We start from the raw sequence: 18795 nt of genomic DNA on the forward strand, positions 1-18795 counted from the left end.
TGCCCGGCGCACGGACACCAATCCACAAACGCGCTGTCTGTAGACTTGCTTCAGAGATGATTTGGTTATATTTTATACAGTTATTTCATCTTCATCATGTCATTCATCTTTTCCAATTCATCATTTTTCAAAGTCAAAATTACCTATGACCACAGAACCGTCTAAAGCGCCTCCGCTTTACCCGAAGACCCACCTGCTCGCCGCAAGTGGAATCGCCGCCCTTCTTAGCCTGGCTCTCCTGGTATTCCCTTCCAGTGATGTTGAAGCCAAAAAGACGACCCTGAGCCTTGAACTGGAAAGTCCCGCTGAACAACTGACACAGGATCAAGACGCTGCTGATGCGGCTCAAGCCACAAATGAGCCGGTCGCTTCACCGTTTGCTCAAATCGAAAACAGTGACGAAAACACCCCACAAACCGCTGAAGCTGCACCTGTGCCGGCGCCTGCTGCGGAGAAAACAAAAGCTCCCGGCCACCGCGAAGTCGTTGTCGCCAAAGGCGACACGCTGTCCACGCTGTTCGAAAAAGTCGGCCTGCCAGCTGCTTCCGTACATGAAGTTCTGGCCAGCGATAAACAAGCCAAACAGTTCAGCCAACTCAAACATGGCCAAAAACTCGAATTCGAATTGAACCCGGAAGGCCAACTGACCAGCCTGCACAGCAAGGTCAGCGACGTCGAAACCATTACCCTGACCAAGAATGACAAGGGTTATGCCTTCAACCGGGTCACTGCAAAACCTACCGTTCGCACCGCTTATGTCCACGGCGTAATCAATAGCTCGCTCTCCCAATCTGCCGCGCGTGCAGGCCTGTCCCACAGCCTGACCATGGATATGGCCAGCGTCTTTGGCTATGACGTGGACTTCGCTCAGGACATCCGCCAGGGTGACGAATTCGACGTGATCTACGAGCAGAAAGTGGTCAACGGCAAGTCAGTCGGCAACGGCCCGATCCTGTCCGCACGCTTTACCAACCGCGGCAAAACCTACACCGCCGTGCGTTACACCAACAAACAAGGCAACAGCAGCTACTACACGGCTGACGGCAATAGCATGCGCAAGGCGTTCATCCGTACGCCGGTGGACTTCGCCCGCATCAGCTCGAAGTTCTCCATGGGCCGCAAGCACCCGATCCTCAACAAGATCCGCGCCCACAAAGGCGTCGATTATGCTGCGCCACGCGGTACGCCGATCAAGGCTGCCGGCGACGGTAAAGTCTTGCTCGCCGGGCGTCGCGGTGGCTACGGCAACACCGTGATCATCCAGCACGGCAACACTTACCGTACGCTGTATGGCCACATGCAAGGGTTCGCCAAAGGCGTGAAGACTGGCGGTACCGTGAAACAGGGCCAAGTGATTGGTTACATCGGCACTACCGGCCTGTCCACCGGCCCGCACTTGCACTATGAGTTCCAGGTCAATGGCGTTCACGTAGACCCGCTGGGGCAGAAGCTGCCAATGGCTGACCCGATTGCCAAAGCCGAGCGCGCTCGTTTCCTGGCCCAGAGCCAACCGCTGATGGCGCGCATGGATCAAGAGAAGGCCACCATGCTGGCTTCGAGCAAGCGTTAAGCCATGGCCCTGTATATCGGTGTAATGTCTGGAACCAGCCTCGACGGTCTGGACATTGCCCTGATCGAACAGACTTCGGCGATCAAGCTGATCGCCACGCACTACATTCCCATGCCTGAATCACTGCGCGCCGAGCTGCTTGGCTTGTGCGCCAGCGGCCCTGACGAAATTGCCCGCTCGGCAATTGCCCAGCAAAACTGGGTGAAGCTCGCCGCGCAGGGTATTTACACTCTTCTCGATCAGCAGCGGCTCAAAGCCGAAAGCATTCGTGCGATCGGCAGCCACGGCCAGACCATTCGCCATGAACCGGCGCGCGGCTTTACCGTGCAGATCGGCAACCCTGCCCTGCTGACCGAATTGACCGGCATCACTGTCGTCAGCGACTTCCGCAGCCGCGATGTCGCTGCCGGGGGCCAGGGCGCACCCTTGGTACCCGCTTTCCATGAGGCGTTGTTTGAAGAGCGTACCGGTAATCAGGCGGTCTTGAATGTCGGCGGTTTCAGCAACCTGAGTCTGATAGAGCCGACCAAGCCTGTAGCCGGTTTCGACTGCGGCCCGGGGAATGTTCTGATGGACGCGTGGATCCAGCAGCAGCGCGGTGAAAACTACGATCGCAACGGACAATGGGCTGCCAGCGGCACAATCGAGCCAACCTTGCTGAAAGCCCTGCTCAGCGATCCGTTCTTCATGACTAAAGGCCCGAAAAGCACCGGCCGCGAAGTGTTCAACCTTGCATGGCTGGAACAGCACCTTGCGCGACTACCGAGCTTCGCGCCTGAAAACGTGCAGGCTACGCTGCTCGAACTTACCGCACTGACCATCGTCGAGTCGCTGCAAAGCGCTCAATCCGCGACTCAAGAATTGTTGGTCTGCGGCGGTGGCGCGCACAACGCCACGCTGATGAAGCGTATGGCCGAGTTGCTGCCGACCACCACGGTCGCCAGCACTGCGACCCACGGTGTTGATCCGGACTGGGTTGAGGCCATGGCCTTCGCCTGGCTCGCCCATTGCTGCCTCGAAGGTATCGCCGCCAACCGCCCGAGCGTCACCGGCGCCAAAGGTCTGCGCGTACTCGGCGCGATCTACCCCAACTGACCAAAACACGGGCAACAAAAAACGCCGCAGAACCGTAAGGTTCTGCGGCGTTTTGTTGTCTGCAGCGAAGGACGATCAGATCGAGAACGAAGACCCGCAACCACACGTCGTGGTGGCGTTCGGGTTCTTGATCACGAAGCGCGAACCTTCCAGACCTTCCTGGTAATCCACTTCAGCACCGGCCAGGTACTGAAAGCTCATAGGATCAACCACCAGACTCACGCCTTCGCGCTCGACGATGGTGTCGTCCTCGGCCACATCTTCATCGAAGGTGAAACCGTATTGAAACCCTGAACAACCGCCGCCCGTAACGAATACGCGCAGCTTCAAGCGATCATTCCCCTCTTCATCGACCAGGCTCTTCACCTTGTGCGCGGCACCGTGGGTGAATTGCAAAGCCGTGGGGGTGAAGGATTCGACGCTCATGCTGACTATCTCCCGGCGTTACGCCGCCATAATGCGTGATGACGCGCATTATCCGCTTCTCCTAGAAAATCGGTCAACTATTGTTACGGTATATCAATAAACCCGATCAACTGTTCAGAATGCAAAAAGGCCCGTTTGACGGGCCTTTTTGCTATGCGACTTAAAGTGTTACGGCAGCATACCGGCATGGGACAGGCCGAAGCGCTCATCCAGACCGAACAGGATGTTCATGTTCTGTACCGCTTGGCCCGACGCGCCTTTGACCAGATTGTCGATCACCGACAACACCACCACCAGATCGCCATCCTGAGGACGGTGAACGGCTACGCGGCAAACGTTGGCGCCGCGCACGCTACGGGTTTCCGGGTGGCTACCGGCCGGCATTACGTCGACGAACGGTTCGTTGGCATAACGCTTTTCGAACAGTGCCTGCAGATCCACCGAACGATCCACCACGGTCGCGTAGAGTGTGGAGTGAATGCCACGGATCATCGGCGTCAGGTGCGGAACGAAGGTCAGACCGACATCCTTACCCGCCGCACGACGCAGGCCCTGGCGAATTTCCGGCAGGTGACGATGACCTTTCACCGCGTAAGCTTTCATGCTTTCCGACGTTTCGGAGTACAGGGAGCCTACAGCCGCACCACGACCGGCACCGCTGACGCCGGACTTGCAGTCGGCGATCAGACGCGCAGTATCAGCCAGACCCGCCTCCAGCAAAGGCAGGAAACCCAGCTGGGTTGCGGTCGGATAGCAACCTGGCACCGCGATCAGACGGGCTTTCTTGATCTGCTCGCGATTGACTTCCGGCAGACCGTAAACCGCTTCGTCCAGCAACTCAGGCGCGCCGTGTGGCTGGCCGTACCATTTGGCCCATTCTTCAGCGTCTTGCAGGCGGAAGTCTGCCGACAGGTCGATGACCTTGGTGCCTGCCGCCAGCAGTTCGCCCGCCAATGCGTGAGCCACACCATGCGGCGTGGCGAAGAACACCACATCGCAAGCGCCGAGGGTTTTGATGTCGGGCACGCTGAACGCCAGGCCGTCGTAGTGGCCGCGCAGGTTCGGGTACATGTCAGCCACGGCCAGACCGGCCTCGGATCGGGAAGTGATCACCACCACTTCTGCCTGCGGATGCTGTGCCAACAGACGCAGCAATTCGACACCGGTGTAACCCGTGCCGCCGACGATACCGACCTTGACCATGACCTGCCCTCAAAGAACCCACTGGAAAGCCGTCGATAATAGGGGCCGCGCGCGCCTGCGACAACCGTCAAGGTGACGTGCGGACGCTCAAGCCTCTACTATCTGGCCTACCGTGATTAAGGAAATAACTAAAAATGCTCTATCTATGGATCAAAGCTTTTCACATTGTCAGCATCGTTTGCTGGTTTGCCGGGCTGTTCTACTTGCCGCGACTGTTTGTTTATCACGCGCAAAGCGAAGACACGATCAGCAAGGAACGCTTCAGCGTCATGGAGCGCAAGTTGTATCGCGGCATCATGGGCCCGGCAATGATCGCCACGCTGATCTTCGGCGGCTGGCTGATCTACCTCAACCCAAGCATCTTCAGCATGGGTGGCTGGATACACGCAAAACTGACTCTCGTCGTATTACTGATCGGCTACCACCACATGTGCGGCGCACAGGTAAAACGTTTTGCCCGTGGCGAAAACACCCGCAGCCATGTCTTTTATCGCTGGTTCAATGAAGTTCCGGTTCTGATATTGCTGGCTATCGTAATTCTGGTCGTGGTCAAGCCGTTCTAACTTCAACAAGAACAGATCTTTGGGGTATTCATCATGTCGCTGCCCGCTTTGCTCGAACAACGCCTGCGCCTGCCTGTGGTGGCCGCGCCGATGTTTCTGATTTCCAATCCTGAGCTGGTGCTCGCCTGCTGCCGCAATGGCGTGGTCGGCAGTTTTCCGGCACTGAACCAGCGCGAAAGCAGCGGCTTCAAAGCCTGGCTGGAACAGATCGAAGCGGGACTGGCGACACTGGATAACCCGGCGCCGTATGCGGTGAACCTGATCGTGCACAACAGCAACCCGCGCCTGCAGGCGGACCTGAACATCTGCGTCGAACACAAAGTGCCGATCGTCATCACCAGTCTCGGCGCGGTGAAGGAGTTGGTCGACGCGGTGCACAGCTATGGTGGTCTGGTATTCCATGACGTGACCACTCGCCGCCACGCCGAGAAAGCGGCTGAGGCCGGTGTCGACGGCTTGATCGCCGTCGCGGCCGGCGCCGGCGGTCATGCCGGGACCTGGAGCCCGTTTGCGCTGATCGCCGAGATTCGGCAGTTCTTCGACAAGACGCTGTTGCTTGCAGGATGTTTGAACCATGGCCATGAGATTCTCGCAGCTCAACTGCTTGGCGCGGATTTGGCCTACTTCGGTACGCGATTTATCGGCACCACGGAAAGTCATGCGCCTGACGCGTACAAGGAGATGCTGCTGACAGCCAAGGCTGCGGACATCATTCATACTCCAGCGGTGTCGGGAGTGCCGGCGAGTTTTATGCGCCAGAGCCTTGAGTCCGCCGGTTTCGATATGGCCGCTCTGCAAGGCAAAGGCGAAGTGAACTTCGGCGACAAGCTCAAGCCGATCAGCGATGAAGCCAAAGCCTGGAAAACCGTGTGGTCTGCCGGTCAAGGCGTAGGGCAGATCGATGACCTGCCGAACGTGGATCAATTGATCGCGCGACTGGACGCGGAATATCGTCAGGCACAGGAAAACGCGGCGCAGCTGACGAAACACTGGCCACGCTAAGAAAAACCAGGCCAGCCCCGTCGGACTGGCCTTACACTGCTGACCTTTCAATCTCTTCGCGACAAGGATGCCTCGGCCATGAGCGAACCCCGTTACAAGATCGTATTCGACGGTGCTCTGCAGCCCGGTGTCGATATCACAACCGCCAAACTCAATCTGGCGGATCTGTTCAAAAGCGAAGTCGCCGCGATCGAGCGCCTGTTCAATGGTCGCGCCGTCGCACTTAAACGCGATTTGTCCCACAGCGATGCGCAGGCTTACCTGCAAGCGCTGAGCAAAACCGGAATCGACGCAAGGATCGAAGCAGAAACAGCCATCGAGCTGAACCTGGCCGATGTTCATGAGCATGCTTCGGCTGCGGCGGAACCTGATTCCCCTTATGCACCACCTCGCGCCAGCGTTGGCGAACGTCTGCCGGAGTTTGCCGAACTCAAGCCGTTCAGTGTCGAAGGACGAATCGGACGTCTGCGTTTTCTGGCGTGGACAATGGTGCTGAGCCTGGTGACCCTGCCCATCATCGGCGTGTTCGCTCTGCTGGCGCTGGGGTTGGTCAGTGGCGACTCCACCACTGGTCTGATCATCGGCGGGATCTTCGCCTTCTTCCTGTTTATCGCCTTCCTGATCGTCAGCATTCTGTTCAGCGTTCAACGCCTGCACGACATCGGCTGGTCGGGTTGGCTCTGGCTGCTGAACCTGGTGCCGTTCGTGGGCAGCTTCTTCCCGCTGGTCATCATGGTCGTGCCGGGCAACAACGGCGCCAACCGCTACGGCCCACCGCCGCCGCCCAACAGCACCGCAGTAAAAGTCTTGTGCTCACTGTGGATCGTGTTTTTCGCGCTGATCTTTGCCGGTGGAATGCTCGGCGGGATCTCGGCCATTCAGCAGGAATACGAAAGCAACCTGGAAAGCCGCTACGAAAGTGGCTCGGTGACGACTGATGAAGTCGAAGTAGAGGTCGAATCACCCGTGGATTCCGCCGACGAAGCAGCCGAAGCGGCGCAGGCCCCTGTAGACTCTGCAAAAGAATGAACAGCGCTCCCCGCCGTGACACCCGCGTCGCTGGCGCGGAGCTGTTGCGATGGAGAATTGCATGACCCGTTACGCTCTGATCACTGGCGCCTCGAGCGGCATCGGCCTGGCCATGGCCGAAGCACTGGCCCGGCGCGGCCGCAGCCTGATTCTGGTGGCTCGACAGCGTGATCAGCTGGAAAGTATTGCGATCGAGTTGACCCAACGCTTCGGTGTTGAAGTGCTGTTCCGCGCCTGCGATCTGGGCGAGCCGTTGCGTCTGTCCGGCTTCCTGCTGGAGCTCGAAGAAGGTGATCGGCAAATCGACTTGCTGGTCAATTGCGCCGGTATCGGCACCTGCGGCCCGTTCCTTGCGCAAGACTGGATGACCGAGCAGGATCTGATCGAAGTAAACATTCTCGCCCTCACCCGCCTTTGCCACGCCATCGGCAACAGCATGGCGCTGCAAGGCGGCGGGCAGATTCTCAATGTCGCCTCGGTGGCCGCGTTCAATCCCGGCCCATGGATGAGCACCTACTACGCCAGCAAGGCGTATGTGCTGCACTTCTCCGAAGCCTTGCGAGTTGAGCTGAAACAAAGTGCTGTAAAGGTTTCGGTGCTCTGCCCCGGCCCGACGCGAACGGCATTTTTCCGTACGGCGCAACTGAACAGCGACAAATTCAAAGACAGCAAATTGCTGATGAGCCCTGAGGAAGTCGCGCTGTACACCGTGCGCGCCCTCGACAAGAACCGGGCGATCATCATTCCAGGGCGGCGCAACCGCTGGTTCGCCTTTTTGCCTCGACTCGGTTCGCGCTGGCTCAACCGCACCATTGTCGGCATGGTCAACAAGGCTTACTGCCCGCGCTGAATTGTCCTACAGGTAAAACACTGGGCGGGATTAGCCGCCCTGAGTACACTCAGACCAGCCCAAACAACGGAGAAAACAGCAGTGGATACTCTGTTCACCAAGATCATCAACCGGGAAATCCCGGCCAAGATCATTTACGAGGACGATCAGGTCCTGGCGTTCCACGATATCGCCCCTCAGGCACCCGTACATTTTTTGGTGATTCCGAAAAAACCGGTGCGCACCCTCAATGATTTGACCGAAGACGACAAGGCTTTGGCCGGGCATATCCTGTTCACTGCGCAGCGTCTGGCGCTGGAACTGGGCTGCGAGGAAGGTTTCCGCGTGGTGATGAACTGCAATGAGCAGGGTGGGCAAACTGTCTACCACATTCATATGCACGTACTCGGTCAACGGCAGATGAACTGGCCACCGGGCTAATATCCAGCAAACCTGTGTAGGAGCCGCCGAAGGCTGCGATCTTTTGATCTTCGAGTATCAAAAACAAGATCAAAAGATCGCAGCCTTCGGCGGCTCCTACATAAAGCAAAAAGCACATCCAGTGTGACTGATGACCCAGCGCAAACCTTCCCCGGCCGATTCAGTTAAACTGGCCGCCGAGATTCTTTCCGGAGGTCAGCATGACTACCCAACGTCACTACTCGCCGATTGACCGTCTTCTGCTGCAAGCCGATGCCGCGATGCGTACCCTGCTGCCTTTCAGTGGCCAGCCGTACCGTCCGTCGCCAGCGATTTTGCAGCCGGACACGCAGATGAGCGATGAAGACACCCGCCATGTCGCCGGCCTGATGCGCATCAACCATACCGGTGAAGTCTGCGCCCAGGCGCTGTATCAGGGACAGGCGCTGACCGCCAAGCTGCCCCAGGTTCGCGAAGCCATGGAGCACGCAGCCGAAGAAGAGATTGATCATCTGGTCTGGTGCGAACAGCGCATCCATCAGTTGGGTAGCCACACCAGTGTGCTCAACCCATTGTTTTACGGGATGTCGTTCGGGATTGGCGCAGTGGCCGGGCTGATCAGCGATAAGGTCAGCCTCGGGTTTGTCGCGGCAACCGAGCATCAGGTGTGCAAACATTTGAATGAGCACCTGGAACAGTTGCCGGCCGAAGATGAAAAGTCCCGAGCGATTCTGGAGCAGATGCGCATTGATGAAGAACATCACGCGGAAAGCGCGCTGGAGGCGGGCGGCTTCCGTTTTCCGGCGCCGGTGAAGTTCGGGATGAGTATTTTGGCGAAGGTGATGACCAAGAGTACTTATCGGATCTGAGATCCGTTTTGACGCTGGGTCCCCCTTCGCGAGCAGGCTCGCTCCCACAGGATTATCTTTTCCAGCAATAAAAAAGGCGACTGCCCTGAGACAGTCGCCTTTTTTGTACCCGGGAATCTTAGGTCGGCATGTTGCGCGCGTAGAAGATTTCGAGCATTTCATGTTTCACCCGGTCGGTCACCTGAGCCCGTTGCTCAGGTGACAGATTGCTGGTGGCGTCGCCGAACAGGTAGTTGTCCAGTTCGAAGTTCTTCAGCAACATTTTGGTGTGGAACAGGTTTTCCTGATACACGTTCACGTCGGTCATCTGGTACGCGTCGCGAGTGTCTTCGGAAAGGTAGTTCTGGATCGAATTGATCTCGTGGTCGATGAAGTGCTTGTTGCCTTCAACGTCACGGGTGAAGCCGCGCACACGGTAATCCACAGTCACAATGTCCGAATCGAACTGGTGAATGAGGAAGTTGAGCGCTTTCAACGGTGAAATTACGCCACAGGTCGACACGTCGATGTCCACACGGAAAGTCGCAATACCAGCGTCCGGATGGATCTCCGGATAGGTGTGCACCGTGATGTGACTCTTGTCGAGGTGGGCCAGGATGATTTCGGGCAATGGACCCGGGGATTCTTCGATCTGACTTTCAGTCGGGGTCACCGGCTCTTCAGAAATCAGAATCGTGACGCTGGCACCCTGAGGCTCGTAGTCCTGACTGGCAATGTTCAGGATGTTGGCACCAATGATCTCGACAACTTCTGTGAGAATCTGCGTCAGGCGTTTCGCGTTGTACTCTTGATTGATGTACTCGACGTAAGCCTGCTGGTCTTGCGGGGTTTCCGCGTAGCAGATGTCATAGATGTTGAAGCTCAAGGTCTTTGTCAGGTTATTGAACCCGTGGAGCTTGAGTTTGCTTTTCACCGTTAAAAACTCTCTATGTATGCGGCGCAGCCGCGTGATCAAGCATGCCCGTCAAGTGCGAACAACGCACCTGCGTAGGACGGTTAACACCTCTTCGCGATGGCGATTTTGGTTATCTGTTCAGGCGGCTGATCCGTCGGCTGACCGATCACTGCCCTGAAAAAAGTGGCGCATTATGCAGACGTCAGCGGGGGATCGCCAGAGTCTGCACTGCTTTTATGATAGTTGAATGTCGGTTCAACCGAGTTCGACGATTTCGTAATCGTGAGTGATCGCCACGCCAGCCGCGCCGAGCATGATCGAGGCCGAGCAATACTTCTCTGCAGACAACTCGATGGCACGTTTGACCTGAGCTTCTTTCAAGCCACGGCCCTTGACCACAAAGTGCATGTGGATCTTGGTGAATACCTTTGGATCTTCGGTCGCGCGCTCGGCTTCGAGGAAGGCTTCGCAGCTTTCAACGGCCTGGCGGGACTTTTTCAGAATGCTGACCACGTCGAAGTTGCTGCAACCGCCAACACCGAGCAGGAGCATTTCCATTGGGCGAACACCCAGATTGCGACCACCGGCGTCCGGCGGACCGTCCATGACCACAACATGACCGCTGCCGGATTCGCCGAGGAACATGGCTTCGCCAGCCCATTGGATGCGTGCCTTCATCGCCAAGACTCCACTGTAGAAAAAAGGGTCGCCAGCTTAGCACAGGGCTTTGTTCGGGCAGCGGCGGCGTTCCTAGGACGGATGCCTCTGCGGCGTAGGTAATTTCTCGAATTTTCGACGAAGTGTCTGTTAAGCTGGCGCCAATTCGCTGGCGCCCATGCCAGCTGTGTAGCGACCGCCTTCAGCGCCTCATAAAAAAATCAAACATCACCGTGCAGTCTTTTCGGGATACAACCATGGTTGCTATTACCCCCACACCCAAAATCAAGAACCTCGACAAGCTGTTGATGCATTGTCAGCGCCGTCGCCATGCGGCCAAGAGCAACATCATCTGTGCGGGTGATCGCTCCGACACGCTGTACTTCATCATCAAGGGCTCGGTGACGATCCTGATCGAAGATGACGACGGCCGCGAGATGATCATCGCTTACCTCAATGCCGGGGATTTCTTTGGCGAACTGGGCCTGTTCGAACAAGCCGGCCAAGAGCAAGAGCGCAGCGCCTGGGTGCGGGCCAAGGTCGAATGTGAAACCGCGGAAATCAGCTACGCCAAGTTCCGCGAATTGTCGCAACAGGATCCGGACATTCTTTACGTACTCAGCGGACAAATCGCACAACGTCTGCGCAACACCACGCGCAAGGTTGGCGATCTGGCGTTCTTCGATGTGACCGGTCGTGTTGCCCGCTGCCTGCTGGAGTTGTGCAAGCAGCCCGACGCTATGACTCACCCGGACGGCATGCAGATCAAGGTGACCCGTCAGGAAATCGGTCGGATTGTTGGTTGTTCGCGGGAAATGGTCGGTCGCGTGCTCAAGGATCTTGAGGAACGCAATCTGGTCGATGTGAAAGGCAAGACCATGGTGGTCTTCGGTACCCGTTAAAGCCGAAACTCAGGCGCTGTACATCTGCGCCAGCATCAGACGAAACAGCTCATCGAGACGCGCCAAGGCTTGTGGCGCGTTGAATTTCTCGTGCAGGGCAATGTGGCTCTGCGCCCGCACCCGCTGCTCCAGGCCGCACGCTTCGTTGAAGCGATTGACCGCTGCAACCATCGATTCGCGCTCGTCATCCATCAGCATCGCCCCGTGCACCAGACCGACCGGACGCTGTCCGCCCTGACTCTGTCGCCAGCGCTGAGCGGTACCGACCATTTTGCGGCCGTCGAGATTGACGTTGAAGCGACCGTCGCAGAACGCACCGTCGATTTCACCCAACGACGAGACACCGCCCAACTCATCCAGTAATTGGCAGATCGGATCGCAGAGACGACGGTAGCCGGTTTCGATACGGTTCAGGTCGCCTTCGCTGCGTGGTGGCGCGTAGACCAGAGCGATATTGATTGTCGCGGCAGATTGCGGGACGGGTTCGCCACCGGTTTCACGTAACAGGACCGGCCAACCGGCAGCGGCGGAGACTTCGCAGGCATGCTCGAAACCGGGCAGACGATTGAGGCGGCGCGGCATGACCAGGGCGCGATCGCTGGGTTGCCAGAATAGGAGGCCGAATTCTGAGTCGCCGGCGCAGACCGAGGCCAGCAAATCCTGTTCGGCTTGCAGGCCGGCTTCGATGGTCAGGGGGGTTGGCAGCGACATGGAAGGCTCCGGCAGATCTGGAATCTTTGGGGATTTCTAGTACCTCATCGCGAGCAGGCTCACTCCTACAATTGGAACGCGTTCCCCTGTAGGAGTGAGCCTGCTCGCGATGGCGTCGACTCGGTCTGGAGCGAATCAGTCGAGGGTCGAACCGCTGATCGACACGCCACGCTCCGGGAAGAACAGACGCTGCAGTTCAGTGCCCGGATTTTCCGCACGCATGAACGCTTCACCGACGAGGAACGAGTACACGTCGCTGATTTCCATCAGTTCGACATCAGCACGATTGAGGATACCGCTCTCGGTAATTACCAGACGATCGCGCGGAATGCGCGGCAGCAGGTCGAGGGTGGTTTCCAGGCTGACGTCGAAGGTGTGCAGATTGCGGTTGTTGACCCCGACCAGCGGTGTGTCGAGGGTTTTCAATGCACGCTCCAGCTCATCGCCATCGTGTACTTCGACCAGCACATCGAGACCGACGCTTTTGGCGACGGCGGCCAGCTCGGCCATTTTCACGTCATCGAGTGCGGAGACGATCAACAGCACACAGTCGGCGCCCAGCGCACGGGCTTCAACGATCTGGTAAGGATCAATCATGAAGTCCTTGCGGATCACCGGCAGGCTGCACGCGGCACGAGCCTGTTGCAGGTACGCATCGGCGCCCTGGAAGTAATCGATGTCGGTCAGTACGGAAAGACAAGTCGCCCCACCCTTCTCATAGCTTTTGGCGATGTCGGCGGGAACGAAGTTCTCGCGGATCACGCCTTTGCTTGGCGAAGCCTTTTTGATTTCGGCAATCACCGCAGGCTGTTTCTTCTTCGCCTGCGCCAGCAATGCCTGGGCAAAGCCACGGGGTGCATCGGCCGCCTTGGCCAGACTTTCCAGCTCGCTCAGGCTGACGCGAGCACTACGCTCGGCGACTTCCTGAACTTTGCGCGCCAGAATGTTTTCCAGAACCGTCGGTACACTCATCCCTCATTCTCCACTCTGAATACCGCGGTAAAGGCACCCAGCTCCTCGAGTTTTTCCCGAGCGAGACCGGTGTGCAGCGCGTCGTGCGCAAGCTCGACGCCCTGTTTCAAACTGCTGGCCACGTCAGCGGCATACAGCGCTGCACCGGCATTGAGCACAATCATTTCGGCGGCTTTCTGGCCGTTTTCGGTTTTGCGCTTGCCGAGAGCATCGCGGATCAGCGCCAGCGAGGCTTCCGGGCCGTCGACCGACAGACCGTGCAAACTCTGGCTCTTCATGCCCAGATCTTCGGGCTCGACCCAATATTCGCTGATCTCGTTGTTTTTCAGCTCGGCGACAAAAGTCGGCGCAGCGAGACTGAACTCGTCCAGACCGTCCTTCGAATGCACCACCAGCACATGCTTGCTGCCCAGACGCTGCAAGACTTCGGCCAGTGGCCGGCACAGCGCCTTGTTGAATACGCCCACTACCTGATGCTTCACACCGGCCGGATTCGTAAGCGGGCCGAGCATGTTGAACAGCGTACGCAAGCCAAGATCGCGGCGCGGGCCGGCGGCGTACTTCATGGCTTTGTGGTGGGTCTGGGCAAACATGAAACCGATGCCGACGTTGTCGATGCAACGCGCGACCTGCACCGGCGTCAGGTTCAAATAGATACCGGCGGCTTCGAGCAAATCGGCGCTGCCGCTCTTGCCCGAGACCGCACGGTTGCCGTGTTTGGCCACGGTGCAACCGGCTGCCGCGACGACGAACGAAGAAGCGGTCGACACGTTGAAGATGTTTGCACCGTCACCGCCGGTACCGACCACATCGACCACGCCATCAAGGGTCTTCAGTTCAACCTGATCGGCCAGCTCACGCATCACCGACACGGCGCCGACGATCTCGTCGATGCTTTCGCTCTTCATGCGCATGGCCATCATGAACGCGCCGATCTGCGCGTCGGTGCATTGGCCGGTCATGATTTCGCGCATCACGTCGCGCATTTCATCGGTGCTGAGGTCGAGGTGTTCGACGATACGGCTCAGGGCTGTCTTGATATTCATGGGAAGTCCTTAGCGCGTGCCGCCGGTTTGTTTGAGGAAGTTGGCAAACAGCTCATGGCCCTGTTCAGTCAGGATCGACTCGGGGTGGAACTGTACGCCCTCAATGTTCAGGGTCTTGTGCCGCAGGCCCATGATTTCGTCGACCGAGCCGTCATCGTGTTGCGTCCACGCGGTCAGCTCCAGGCAATCAGGCAACGTCGCGTGCTTGACGATCAGCGAGTGGTAGCGGGTGACGGTCAGCGGATGATTGAGGCCGGCGAAAACGCCCTTGTCCTCGTGGAATACCGGACTAGTCTTACCGTGCATCACTTGGCGGGCGCGGACTACATCGCCGCCAAAAGCCTGGCCGATGGACTGGTGGCCAAGGCAGACACCGAGGATCGGCAGCTTGCCGGCGAAGTGTTTGATGGCTTCGATGGAGATGCCAGCTTCGGTCGGCGTGCAAGGACCTGGCGATACGACGATGCGCTCAGGCTTGAGCGCTTCGATTTCAGCGATGGTCAGTTCGTCGTTGCGCACGACTTTTACGTCGGCACCCAGCTCGCCGAGGTATTGCACAACGTTGTAAGTAAAGGAGTCGTAGTTGTCGATCATCAGCAACATGGCGTGTCGAACCTCTTGAATTCTGATTTGAAAACAGCCTTCAGATCACTTGCCCGCAGGGCGCTGCACGATGTCGGACGCAGGAAGATACGTCGGCACAGCGGCATTTCAAACAGGCAAGGAAGGCAAAGCGATACAGATCCGGCGGGGCCGGCAGAAAAGATTCAGGCGCGCCAACGCCAGCGGGCGTGTGCCTTGATGACTTGATCCAGAAGTTTGCTGGTGATCAACACGGGGAAGGTCTCGTTCATACGTTCCGGCACAGTAACTTAGCTGGGCGGAGCGTGCAATATGGCCGGGGCTGCGGGAGATAAAAGCTGGGGAGGATTCGCGACCGATGGCAAAACGCCGGGAGTTTTTGGTACTGTCGTTTCGTTCACCTACAACAATAAATAAACGGACTTGCTCATGATCAAACAGACGTTGTTTGTACCGCTGGCTGGCTGCCTGCTCGCACTGGCTTGTGCTCAGGCCAATGCTGCACCCAATCCCTATTCGAATTTCATAGTTTTCGGCGACAGTCTGAATGACGCCGGAACCTTCGCCGACACTGGCGGACCGGCCGGCTCCACCGAGCGATACACCAACCGGACCGGGCCGGTTTATCAGGATGGCAGCGGTGAACTGTATTCATTGAATTCCACGCAGTTGCTCGGCGGACGCCTTGGCTTTTCGCCAGACCAGACAGCCTCTTCCAGCTCGGCAGTGCGTGCCGAAAACGGCCAGGCCGACGGCAACAACTGGGCCGTGGGCGGTTATCGTACCGACCAGATTCTTGACTCGATCACGACGCAATCCGCCACCGGCGAGCGCACCCGTGCCGGTTACCTGCCATCGAACGGCTTTCGCGCTGACCCGAATGCGCTGTATTACATCTCTGGCGGCGGTAACGACTTCCTGCAAGGGCGCATTCTCAGCCTGCCGCAGGCCAACGCCGCCGCCGATCGACTGGCCGACAGCGTGCAAACCCTGCAAACCGCCGGCGCCAAATACGTGATGGTCTGGCTGTTGCCTGATGTCGGCCTGACGCCAGCCATCAACGGTACGCCCCTGCAAGCCTTCAGCAGCCAGCTCGCCACCCAGTTCAACAGCCAGTTGGTCACACGCCTGCAAGGCATCAACGCCGAAGTCATTCCGCTGAACATTCCGGTGCTGCTCTCGGAAGTGTTTGCCGATCCTGGGCGCTTTGGCCTCGCCACCGATCAGAACCTGACCGCGACCTGCTTCAGTGGCAGCGGTTGCACCGAGAACGCTCGTTACGGGATCAACAGTGCGACACCCGACCCGACCAAGCTGATATACAACGACGGTGTACACCCGACCGAAGCCGGACAAAAGCTGATCTCCGACTACGCCTACTCCCTCCTCGCCGCACCTTGGGAACTGACGCTGTTGCCGGAAATGGCCCACGCCACCGTGCGCGCGCACCAAGACGAACTGCGCAACCAATGGCAGGCAGACTGGGAGAACTGGCAAGCGGTCGGCCAATGGCGCGCCATTGTTTCGGCTGGCGGCCAGCATCTGGATGTCGACAGCCAAAGCAGCGGCGTCAGCGCCGATGGCAGCGGTTACAACCTCAACGTCGGTGGCAGCTATCGCTTGAATGAGGCTTGGCGCGTCGGTGTCGCTGGCGGTTTCTACCGGCAGAACCTGGAGGCCGGGCACAACGACTCGGACTACAAACTCAACAGCTACATGGCCACGGCATTTGCCCAGTTTCAGCAGAACCGCTGGTGGGCTGACGCGGCGTTGACCGGCGGCAAACTCGACTACGACAACCTCAAGCGCAAGTTTGATCTGGGCGTCAGCGAAGGTGCGGAAAAAGGCGATACCGACGGCAGCCTGTGGGCTTTCAGCACCCGTGTCGGTTACGACATTGCCCAGCCGGGCAGCGAGTGGCATCTGTCACCGTTCGTCAGTGCCGATTACGCCAGCGTTGATGTCGATGGTTATTCAGAGAAAAGCAACCGTGCCACAGCGTTGACCTTCGATGATCAGACCCGCGACTCGAAACGCCTGGGTCTGGGCTTGCAGGGCAAGTACAACATTACCCCGCAAACTCAGGTGTTCGGCGAGTACGCTCACGAGCGTGAGTACGAAGATGACGTGCAGAAGGTCCGCATCGCGCTCAATACCTTGCCGGCCAATGACTTCAAGCTTGAGGGCTATACCCCGCAAAGTCATTTGAACCGTTTGAGTCTGGGCGTGAGCCACAAACTGACGGCTGATCTGGCGCTGCGCGGCGGGTATTCGTTGCGCAAGGATGATGATTTTACCCAGCAGGGTGTGAATGTCGGGGTTGTGCTGGACTTCTAAACCGCAGGCACAAAAAAAGCGGCGCCCTCACAGGCGCCGCTTTTTTATTGCCGAACACAGATCAAAATGTAGGAGTGAGCCTGCTCGCGATAGCGGTGGGTCAGTCAACAAATCTGTTGAATGTTAATCCGCAATCGCGAGCAGGCTCGCTCCCACAGGGTTTTGTGTTGGCTCAGCTTTCCGGGGTTTGTTCGGCCAGGGCCACGGCGCGGAACATCGCGCGGCGCTTGTTCAGGGTTTCTTCCCATTCCAGCGCCGGCACTGAGTCGGCAACGATGCCACCACCGGCCTGCACGTGCAGTTCGCCGTTCTTGATCACCGCGGTGCGAATGGCAATCGCGGTGTCCATGTTGCCGTTCCAGGCAAAGTAACCGACCGCACCGCCGTAGACGCCACGCTTGACCGGTTCCAGTTCGTCGATGATTTCCATCGCGCGAATCTTCGGCGCACCGGACAAGGTGCCCGCCGGCAGAATCGCCCGCAGTGCGTCCATCGCCGTCAGCCCTTGTTTCAACTGGCCGGTGACGTTGGAGACGATGTGCATCACGTTGGAATAACGCTCGATGACCATTTTCTCGGTGAGCTTCACCGAACCGATTTCCGAAACGCGACCGGTGTCGTTACGACCGAGGTCAATCAGCATCAAGTGCTCGGCAATCTCCTTGTCGTCCGACAGCAGGTCTTCTTCCAGCGCCACGTCCGCTTCTTCGGTCGCGCCACGAGGGCGAGTGCCGGCAATCGGGCGCACGGTGATCAGGTTGTCTTCAACCCGCACCAGCACTTCCGGCGAACTGCCGACGACGTGGAAGTCGCCGAAGTTGAAGAAATACATGTACGGCGTCGGGTTGAAGCAACGCAGCGCGCGATACAGATCGATCGGTGCAGCCTTGAAGTCGATCGACATGCGCTGCGACGGCACAACCTGCATGCAGTCACCGGCAAGGATGTATTCCTTGATGGTGTCGACGGCTTTTTCGTAATCGTCCTGAGTGAAACTGGAACGGAACACCGGATCAGCCGCTTGCTGTTTGCTGAAATCCAAGCCTCGGCGCGGAGTGATCGGCTGGCGTAGTTTCTCGAGCAACGCCTGCAATTGCGCCTGACCTTGTTCGAAGGCATCCGCCTGCGCGGGGTCGGCCAGCACGATCGCGTGCATCTTGCCGGCGAGGTTGTCGAACACCACAACGGCGTCAGAAACCATCAGCAAAATGTCCGGCACGCCCAGTGGATCCGGGTTCGGGCACTTGCCCAAGCGCTTCTCGACATAACGCACGCAGTCGTAACCGAAGTAACCGACCAGACCACCGTTGAAACGCGGCAGACCGGCAATGGTCGGCACGTTATAGCGAGCCTTGAAGGTTTCGACGAAGGCCAACGGGTCTTCAACATCGTGGCTTTCGGTTTCAACGCCATCAACGGTGACGCTGACGTGATGATCGTGAACGCGCATGACCGTGCGGCATGGCAGACCGATGATCGAGTAACGGCCCCACTTCTCGCCGCCCTGCACCGATTCGAGCAGGTAGGAGTTTGGCTGGTCGGCCAGTTTCAGGTAGATCGACAGCGGCGTGTCGAAGTCGGCCAAGGTTTCACAGGCCAACGGAATGCGGTTGTAGCCGTCAGCAGCCAAGCGCAGGAATTCTTCGCGGATCATAAGGTGCCTCGTGGTGTGAGGGGCAAATCAGTC

Annotated in this window: 19 protein-coding genes; 10 read left to right on the top strand and 9 right to left on the bottom strand. The window is 58.2% G+C overall.

The window, feature by feature from the left end; all coding sequences use genetic code 11:
- Positions 1-145 precede the first annotated feature (145 nt).
- Positions 146-1570, top strand: coding sequence for a peptidoglycan DD-metalloendopeptidase family protein (locus U6037_RS26180; RefSeq protein WP_322844991.1), 1425 nt, complete (start codon positions 146-148; stop codon positions 1568-1570).
- Between the two features lie 3 nt (positions 1571-1573).
- On the top strand, positions 1574-2665 hold the full coding sequence (locus tag U6037_RS26185; protein ID WP_322844992.1) for an anhydro-N-acetylmuramic acid kinase: 1092 nt from the start codon (positions 1574-1576) through the stop codon (positions 2663-2665).
- A gap of 75 nt (positions 2666-2740) precedes the next feature.
- On the opposite strand, the gene erpA is transcribed toward U6037_RS26185, so the two are convergent.
- Both erpA and argC read right to left on the bottom strand, forming a co-directional pair.
- Positions 2741-3091, bottom strand: a complete 351-nt coding sequence (erpA, locus tag U6037_RS26190) for an iron-sulfur cluster insertion protein ErpA (RefSeq protein WP_008077999.1) — start codon at positions 3089-3091, stop codon at positions 2741-2743.
- Positions 3092-3259: 168 nt separating this feature from the next.
- Complete coding sequence (gene argC / locus U6037_RS26195; protein WP_322844993.1) at positions 3260-4294, bottom strand: N-acetyl-gamma-glutamyl-phosphate reductase; 1035 nt, start codon at positions 4292-4294, stop codon at positions 3260-3262.
- 134 nt (positions 4295-4428) lie between these two features.
- Between argC and hemJ the strand changes: the two genes are divergently transcribed.
- The 6 genes from hemJ to coq7 all read left to right on the top strand — a co-directional run bounded on the left by hemJ (position 4429) and on the right by coq7 (position 9006).
- The gene (hemJ, locus tag U6037_RS26200) at positions 4429-4857 is read left to right on the top strand and encodes a protoporphyrinogen oxidase HemJ (RefSeq protein ID WP_034155111.1); all 429 of its coding nucleotides are present in this window, start codon (positions 4429-4431) and stop codon (positions 4855-4857) included.
- Positions 4858-4890: 33 nt separating this feature from the next.
- A complete protein-coding gene (locus tag U6037_RS26205; protein ID WP_322844994.1) occupies positions 4891-5859 on the top strand; it encodes a nitronate monooxygenase family protein in 969 nt (322 codons plus the stop codon).
- A gap of 78 nt (positions 5860-5937) precedes the next feature.
- Positions 5938-6888, top strand: coding sequence for a DUF805 domain-containing protein (locus U6037_RS26210; RefSeq protein WP_322844995.1), 951 nt, complete (start codon positions 5938-5940; stop codon positions 6886-6888).
- Positions 6889-6949: 61 nt separating this feature from the next.
- The gene (locus U6037_RS26215; RefSeq protein ID WP_322844996.1) at positions 6950-7738 is read left to right on the top strand and encodes an SDR family oxidoreductase; all 789 of its coding nucleotides are present in this window, start codon (positions 6950-6952) and stop codon (positions 7736-7738) included.
- An 81-nt stretch (positions 7739-7819) separates the two neighbouring features.
- Entirely contained in the window at positions 7820-8158 is a 339-nt protein-coding gene (locus U6037_RS26220; protein ID WP_127647765.1) for a histidine triad nucleotide-binding protein, read from the top strand.
- Positions 8159-8358: 200 nt separating this feature from the next.
- Positions 8359-9006, top strand: a complete 648-nt coding sequence (gene coq7 / locus U6037_RS26225; RefSeq protein ID WP_008077993.1) for a 2-polyprenyl-3-methyl-6-methoxy-1,4-benzoquinone monooxygenase — start codon at positions 8359-8361, stop codon at positions 9004-9006.
- 118 nt (positions 9007-9124) lie between these two features.
- Here the strand turns inward: coq7 and speD are convergent, their stop codons facing one another.
- Positions 9125-9919, bottom strand: a complete 795-nt coding sequence (gene speD, locus U6037_RS26230) for an adenosylmethionine decarboxylase (protein WP_322844997.1) — start codon at positions 9917-9919, stop codon at positions 9125-9127.
- A gap of 237 nt (positions 9920-10156) precedes the next feature.
- Positions 10157-10579 (bottom strand): OsmC family protein, encoded by a 423-nt coding sequence (locus U6037_RS26235; protein ID WP_003228794.1) that lies wholly within the window; start codon positions 10577-10579, stop codon positions 10157-10159.
- A 236-nt stretch (positions 10580-10815) separates the two neighbouring features.
- Between U6037_RS26235 and crp the strand changes: the two genes are divergently transcribed.
- Positions 10816-11460 (top strand): cAMP-activated global transcriptional regulator CRP, encoded by a 645-nt coding sequence (gene crp / locus U6037_RS26240; protein WP_008088598.1) that lies wholly within the window; start codon positions 10816-10818, stop codon positions 11458-11460.
- Positions 11461-11469: 9 nt separating this feature from the next.
- On the opposite strand, the gene U6037_RS26245 is transcribed toward crp, so the two are convergent.
- From U6037_RS26245 to U6037_RS26260, 4 genes are all read right to left on the bottom strand, one after another.
- The gene (locus tag U6037_RS26245) at positions 11470-12171 is read right to left on the bottom strand and encodes a lipoate--protein ligase family protein (protein WP_322844998.1); all 702 of its coding nucleotides are present in this window, start codon (positions 12169-12171) and stop codon (positions 11470-11472) included.
- A 135-nt stretch (positions 12172-12306) separates the two neighbouring features.
- Positions 12307-13143, bottom strand: coding sequence for an indole-3-glycerol phosphate synthase TrpC (gene trpC, locus U6037_RS26250; protein WP_316917193.1), 837 nt, complete (start codon positions 13141-13143; stop codon positions 12307-12309).
- Positions 13140-14189 carry an anthranilate phosphoribosyltransferase gene (trpD, locus tag U6037_RS26255; RefSeq protein ID WP_150693827.1) on the bottom strand — a complete coding sequence of 350 codons (1050 nt, stop codon included), beginning with the start codon at positions 14187-14189 and terminating at the stop codon, positions 13140-13142. The genes trpC and trpD overlap by 4 nt, the downstream gene beginning before the upstream one ends.
- 9 nt (positions 14190-14198) lie before the next feature.
- Positions 14199-14792, bottom strand: coding sequence for an aminodeoxychorismate/anthranilate synthase component II (locus tag U6037_RS26260; RefSeq protein WP_322844999.1), 594 nt, complete (start codon positions 14790-14792; stop codon positions 14199-14201).
- Positions 14793-15200: 408 nt separating this feature from the next.
- Here U6037_RS26260 and estP point away from each other — a divergent pair, with 408 nt between their 5' ends.
- The gene (estP, locus tag U6037_RS26265) at positions 15201-17108 is read left to right on the top strand and encodes an esterase EstP (protein WP_322845000.1); all 1908 of its coding nucleotides are present in this window, start codon (positions 15201-15203) and stop codon (positions 17106-17108) included.
- Positions 17109-17280: 172 nt separating this feature from the next.
- Here the strand turns inward: estP and trpE are convergent, their stop codons facing one another.
- Entirely contained in the window at positions 17281-18762 is a 1482-nt protein-coding gene (gene trpE / locus U6037_RS26270; RefSeq protein WP_322845001.1) for an anthranilate synthase component I, read from the bottom strand.
- Positions 18763-18795: the final 33 nt, after the last annotated feature.

Origin of the sequence: Pseudomonas sp. B33.4 (genome assembly GCF_034555375.1) — a bacterium.
Taxonomy (GTDB): domain Bacteria; phylum Pseudomonadota; class Gammaproteobacteria; order Pseudomonadales; family Pseudomonadaceae; genus Aquipseudomonas.

Coding starts and splice junctions, on each gene's coding strand:
- U6037_RS26215 (WP_322844996.1), top strand. CDS start 6,950: ATGACCCGTTACGCTCTGATCACTGGCGCCTCGAGCGGCATCGGCCTG.
- U6037_RS26180 (WP_322844991.1), top strand. CDS start 146: ATGACCACAGAACCGTCTAAAGCGCCTCCGCTTTACCCGAAGACCCAC.
- U6037_RS26235 (WP_003228794.1), bottom strand. CDS start 10,579: ATGAAGGCACGCATCCAATGGGCTGGCGAAGCCATGTTCCTCGGCGAA.
- trpD (WP_150693827.1), bottom strand. CDS start 14,189: ATGAATATCAAGACAGCCCTGAGCCGTATCGTCGAACACCTCGACCTC.
- U6037_RS26245 (WP_322844998.1), bottom strand. CDS start 12,171: ATGTCGCTGCCAACCCCCCTGACCATCGAAGCCGGCCTGCAAGCCGAA.
- trpC (WP_316917193.1), bottom strand. CDS start 13,143: ATGAGTGTACCGACGGTTCTGGAAAACATTCTGGCGCGCAAAGTTCAG.
- hemJ (WP_034155111.1), top strand. CDS start 4,429: ATGCTCTATCTATGGATCAAAGCTTTTCACATTGTCAGCATCGTTTGC.
- erpA (WP_008077999.1), bottom strand. CDS start 3,091: ATGAGCGTCGAATCCTTCACCCCCACGGCTTTGCAATTCACCCACGGT.
- estP (WP_322845000.1), top strand. CDS start 15,201: ATGATCAAACAGACGTTGTTTGTACCGCTGGCTGGCTGCCTGCTCGCA.
- crp (WP_008088598.1), top strand. CDS start 10,816: ATGGTTGCTATTACCCCCACACCCAAAATCAAGAACCTCGACAAGCTG.
- argC (WP_322844993.1), bottom strand. CDS start 4,294: ATGGTCAAGGTCGGTATCGTCGGCGGCACGGGTTACACCGGTGTCGAA.
- U6037_RS26205 (WP_322844994.1), top strand. CDS start 4,891: ATGTCGCTGCCCGCTTTGCTCGAACAACGCCTGCGCCTGCCTGTGGTG.
- U6037_RS26260 (WP_322844999.1), bottom strand. CDS start 14,792: ATGTTGCTGATGATCGACAACTACGACTCCTTTACTTACAACGTTGTG.
- U6037_RS26185 (WP_322844992.1), top strand. CDS start 1,574: ATGGCCCTGTATATCGGTGTAATGTCTGGAACCAGCCTCGACGGTCTG.
- trpE (WP_322845001.1), bottom strand. CDS start 18,762: ATGATCCGCGAAGAATTCCTGCGCTTGGCTGCTGACGGCTACAACCGC.
- coq7 (WP_008077993.1), top strand. CDS start 8,359: ATGACTACCCAACGTCACTACTCGCCGATTGACCGTCTTCTGCTGCAA.
- U6037_RS26210 (WP_322844995.1), top strand. CDS start 5,938: ATGAGCGAACCCCGTTACAAGATCGTATTCGACGGTGCTCTGCAGCCC.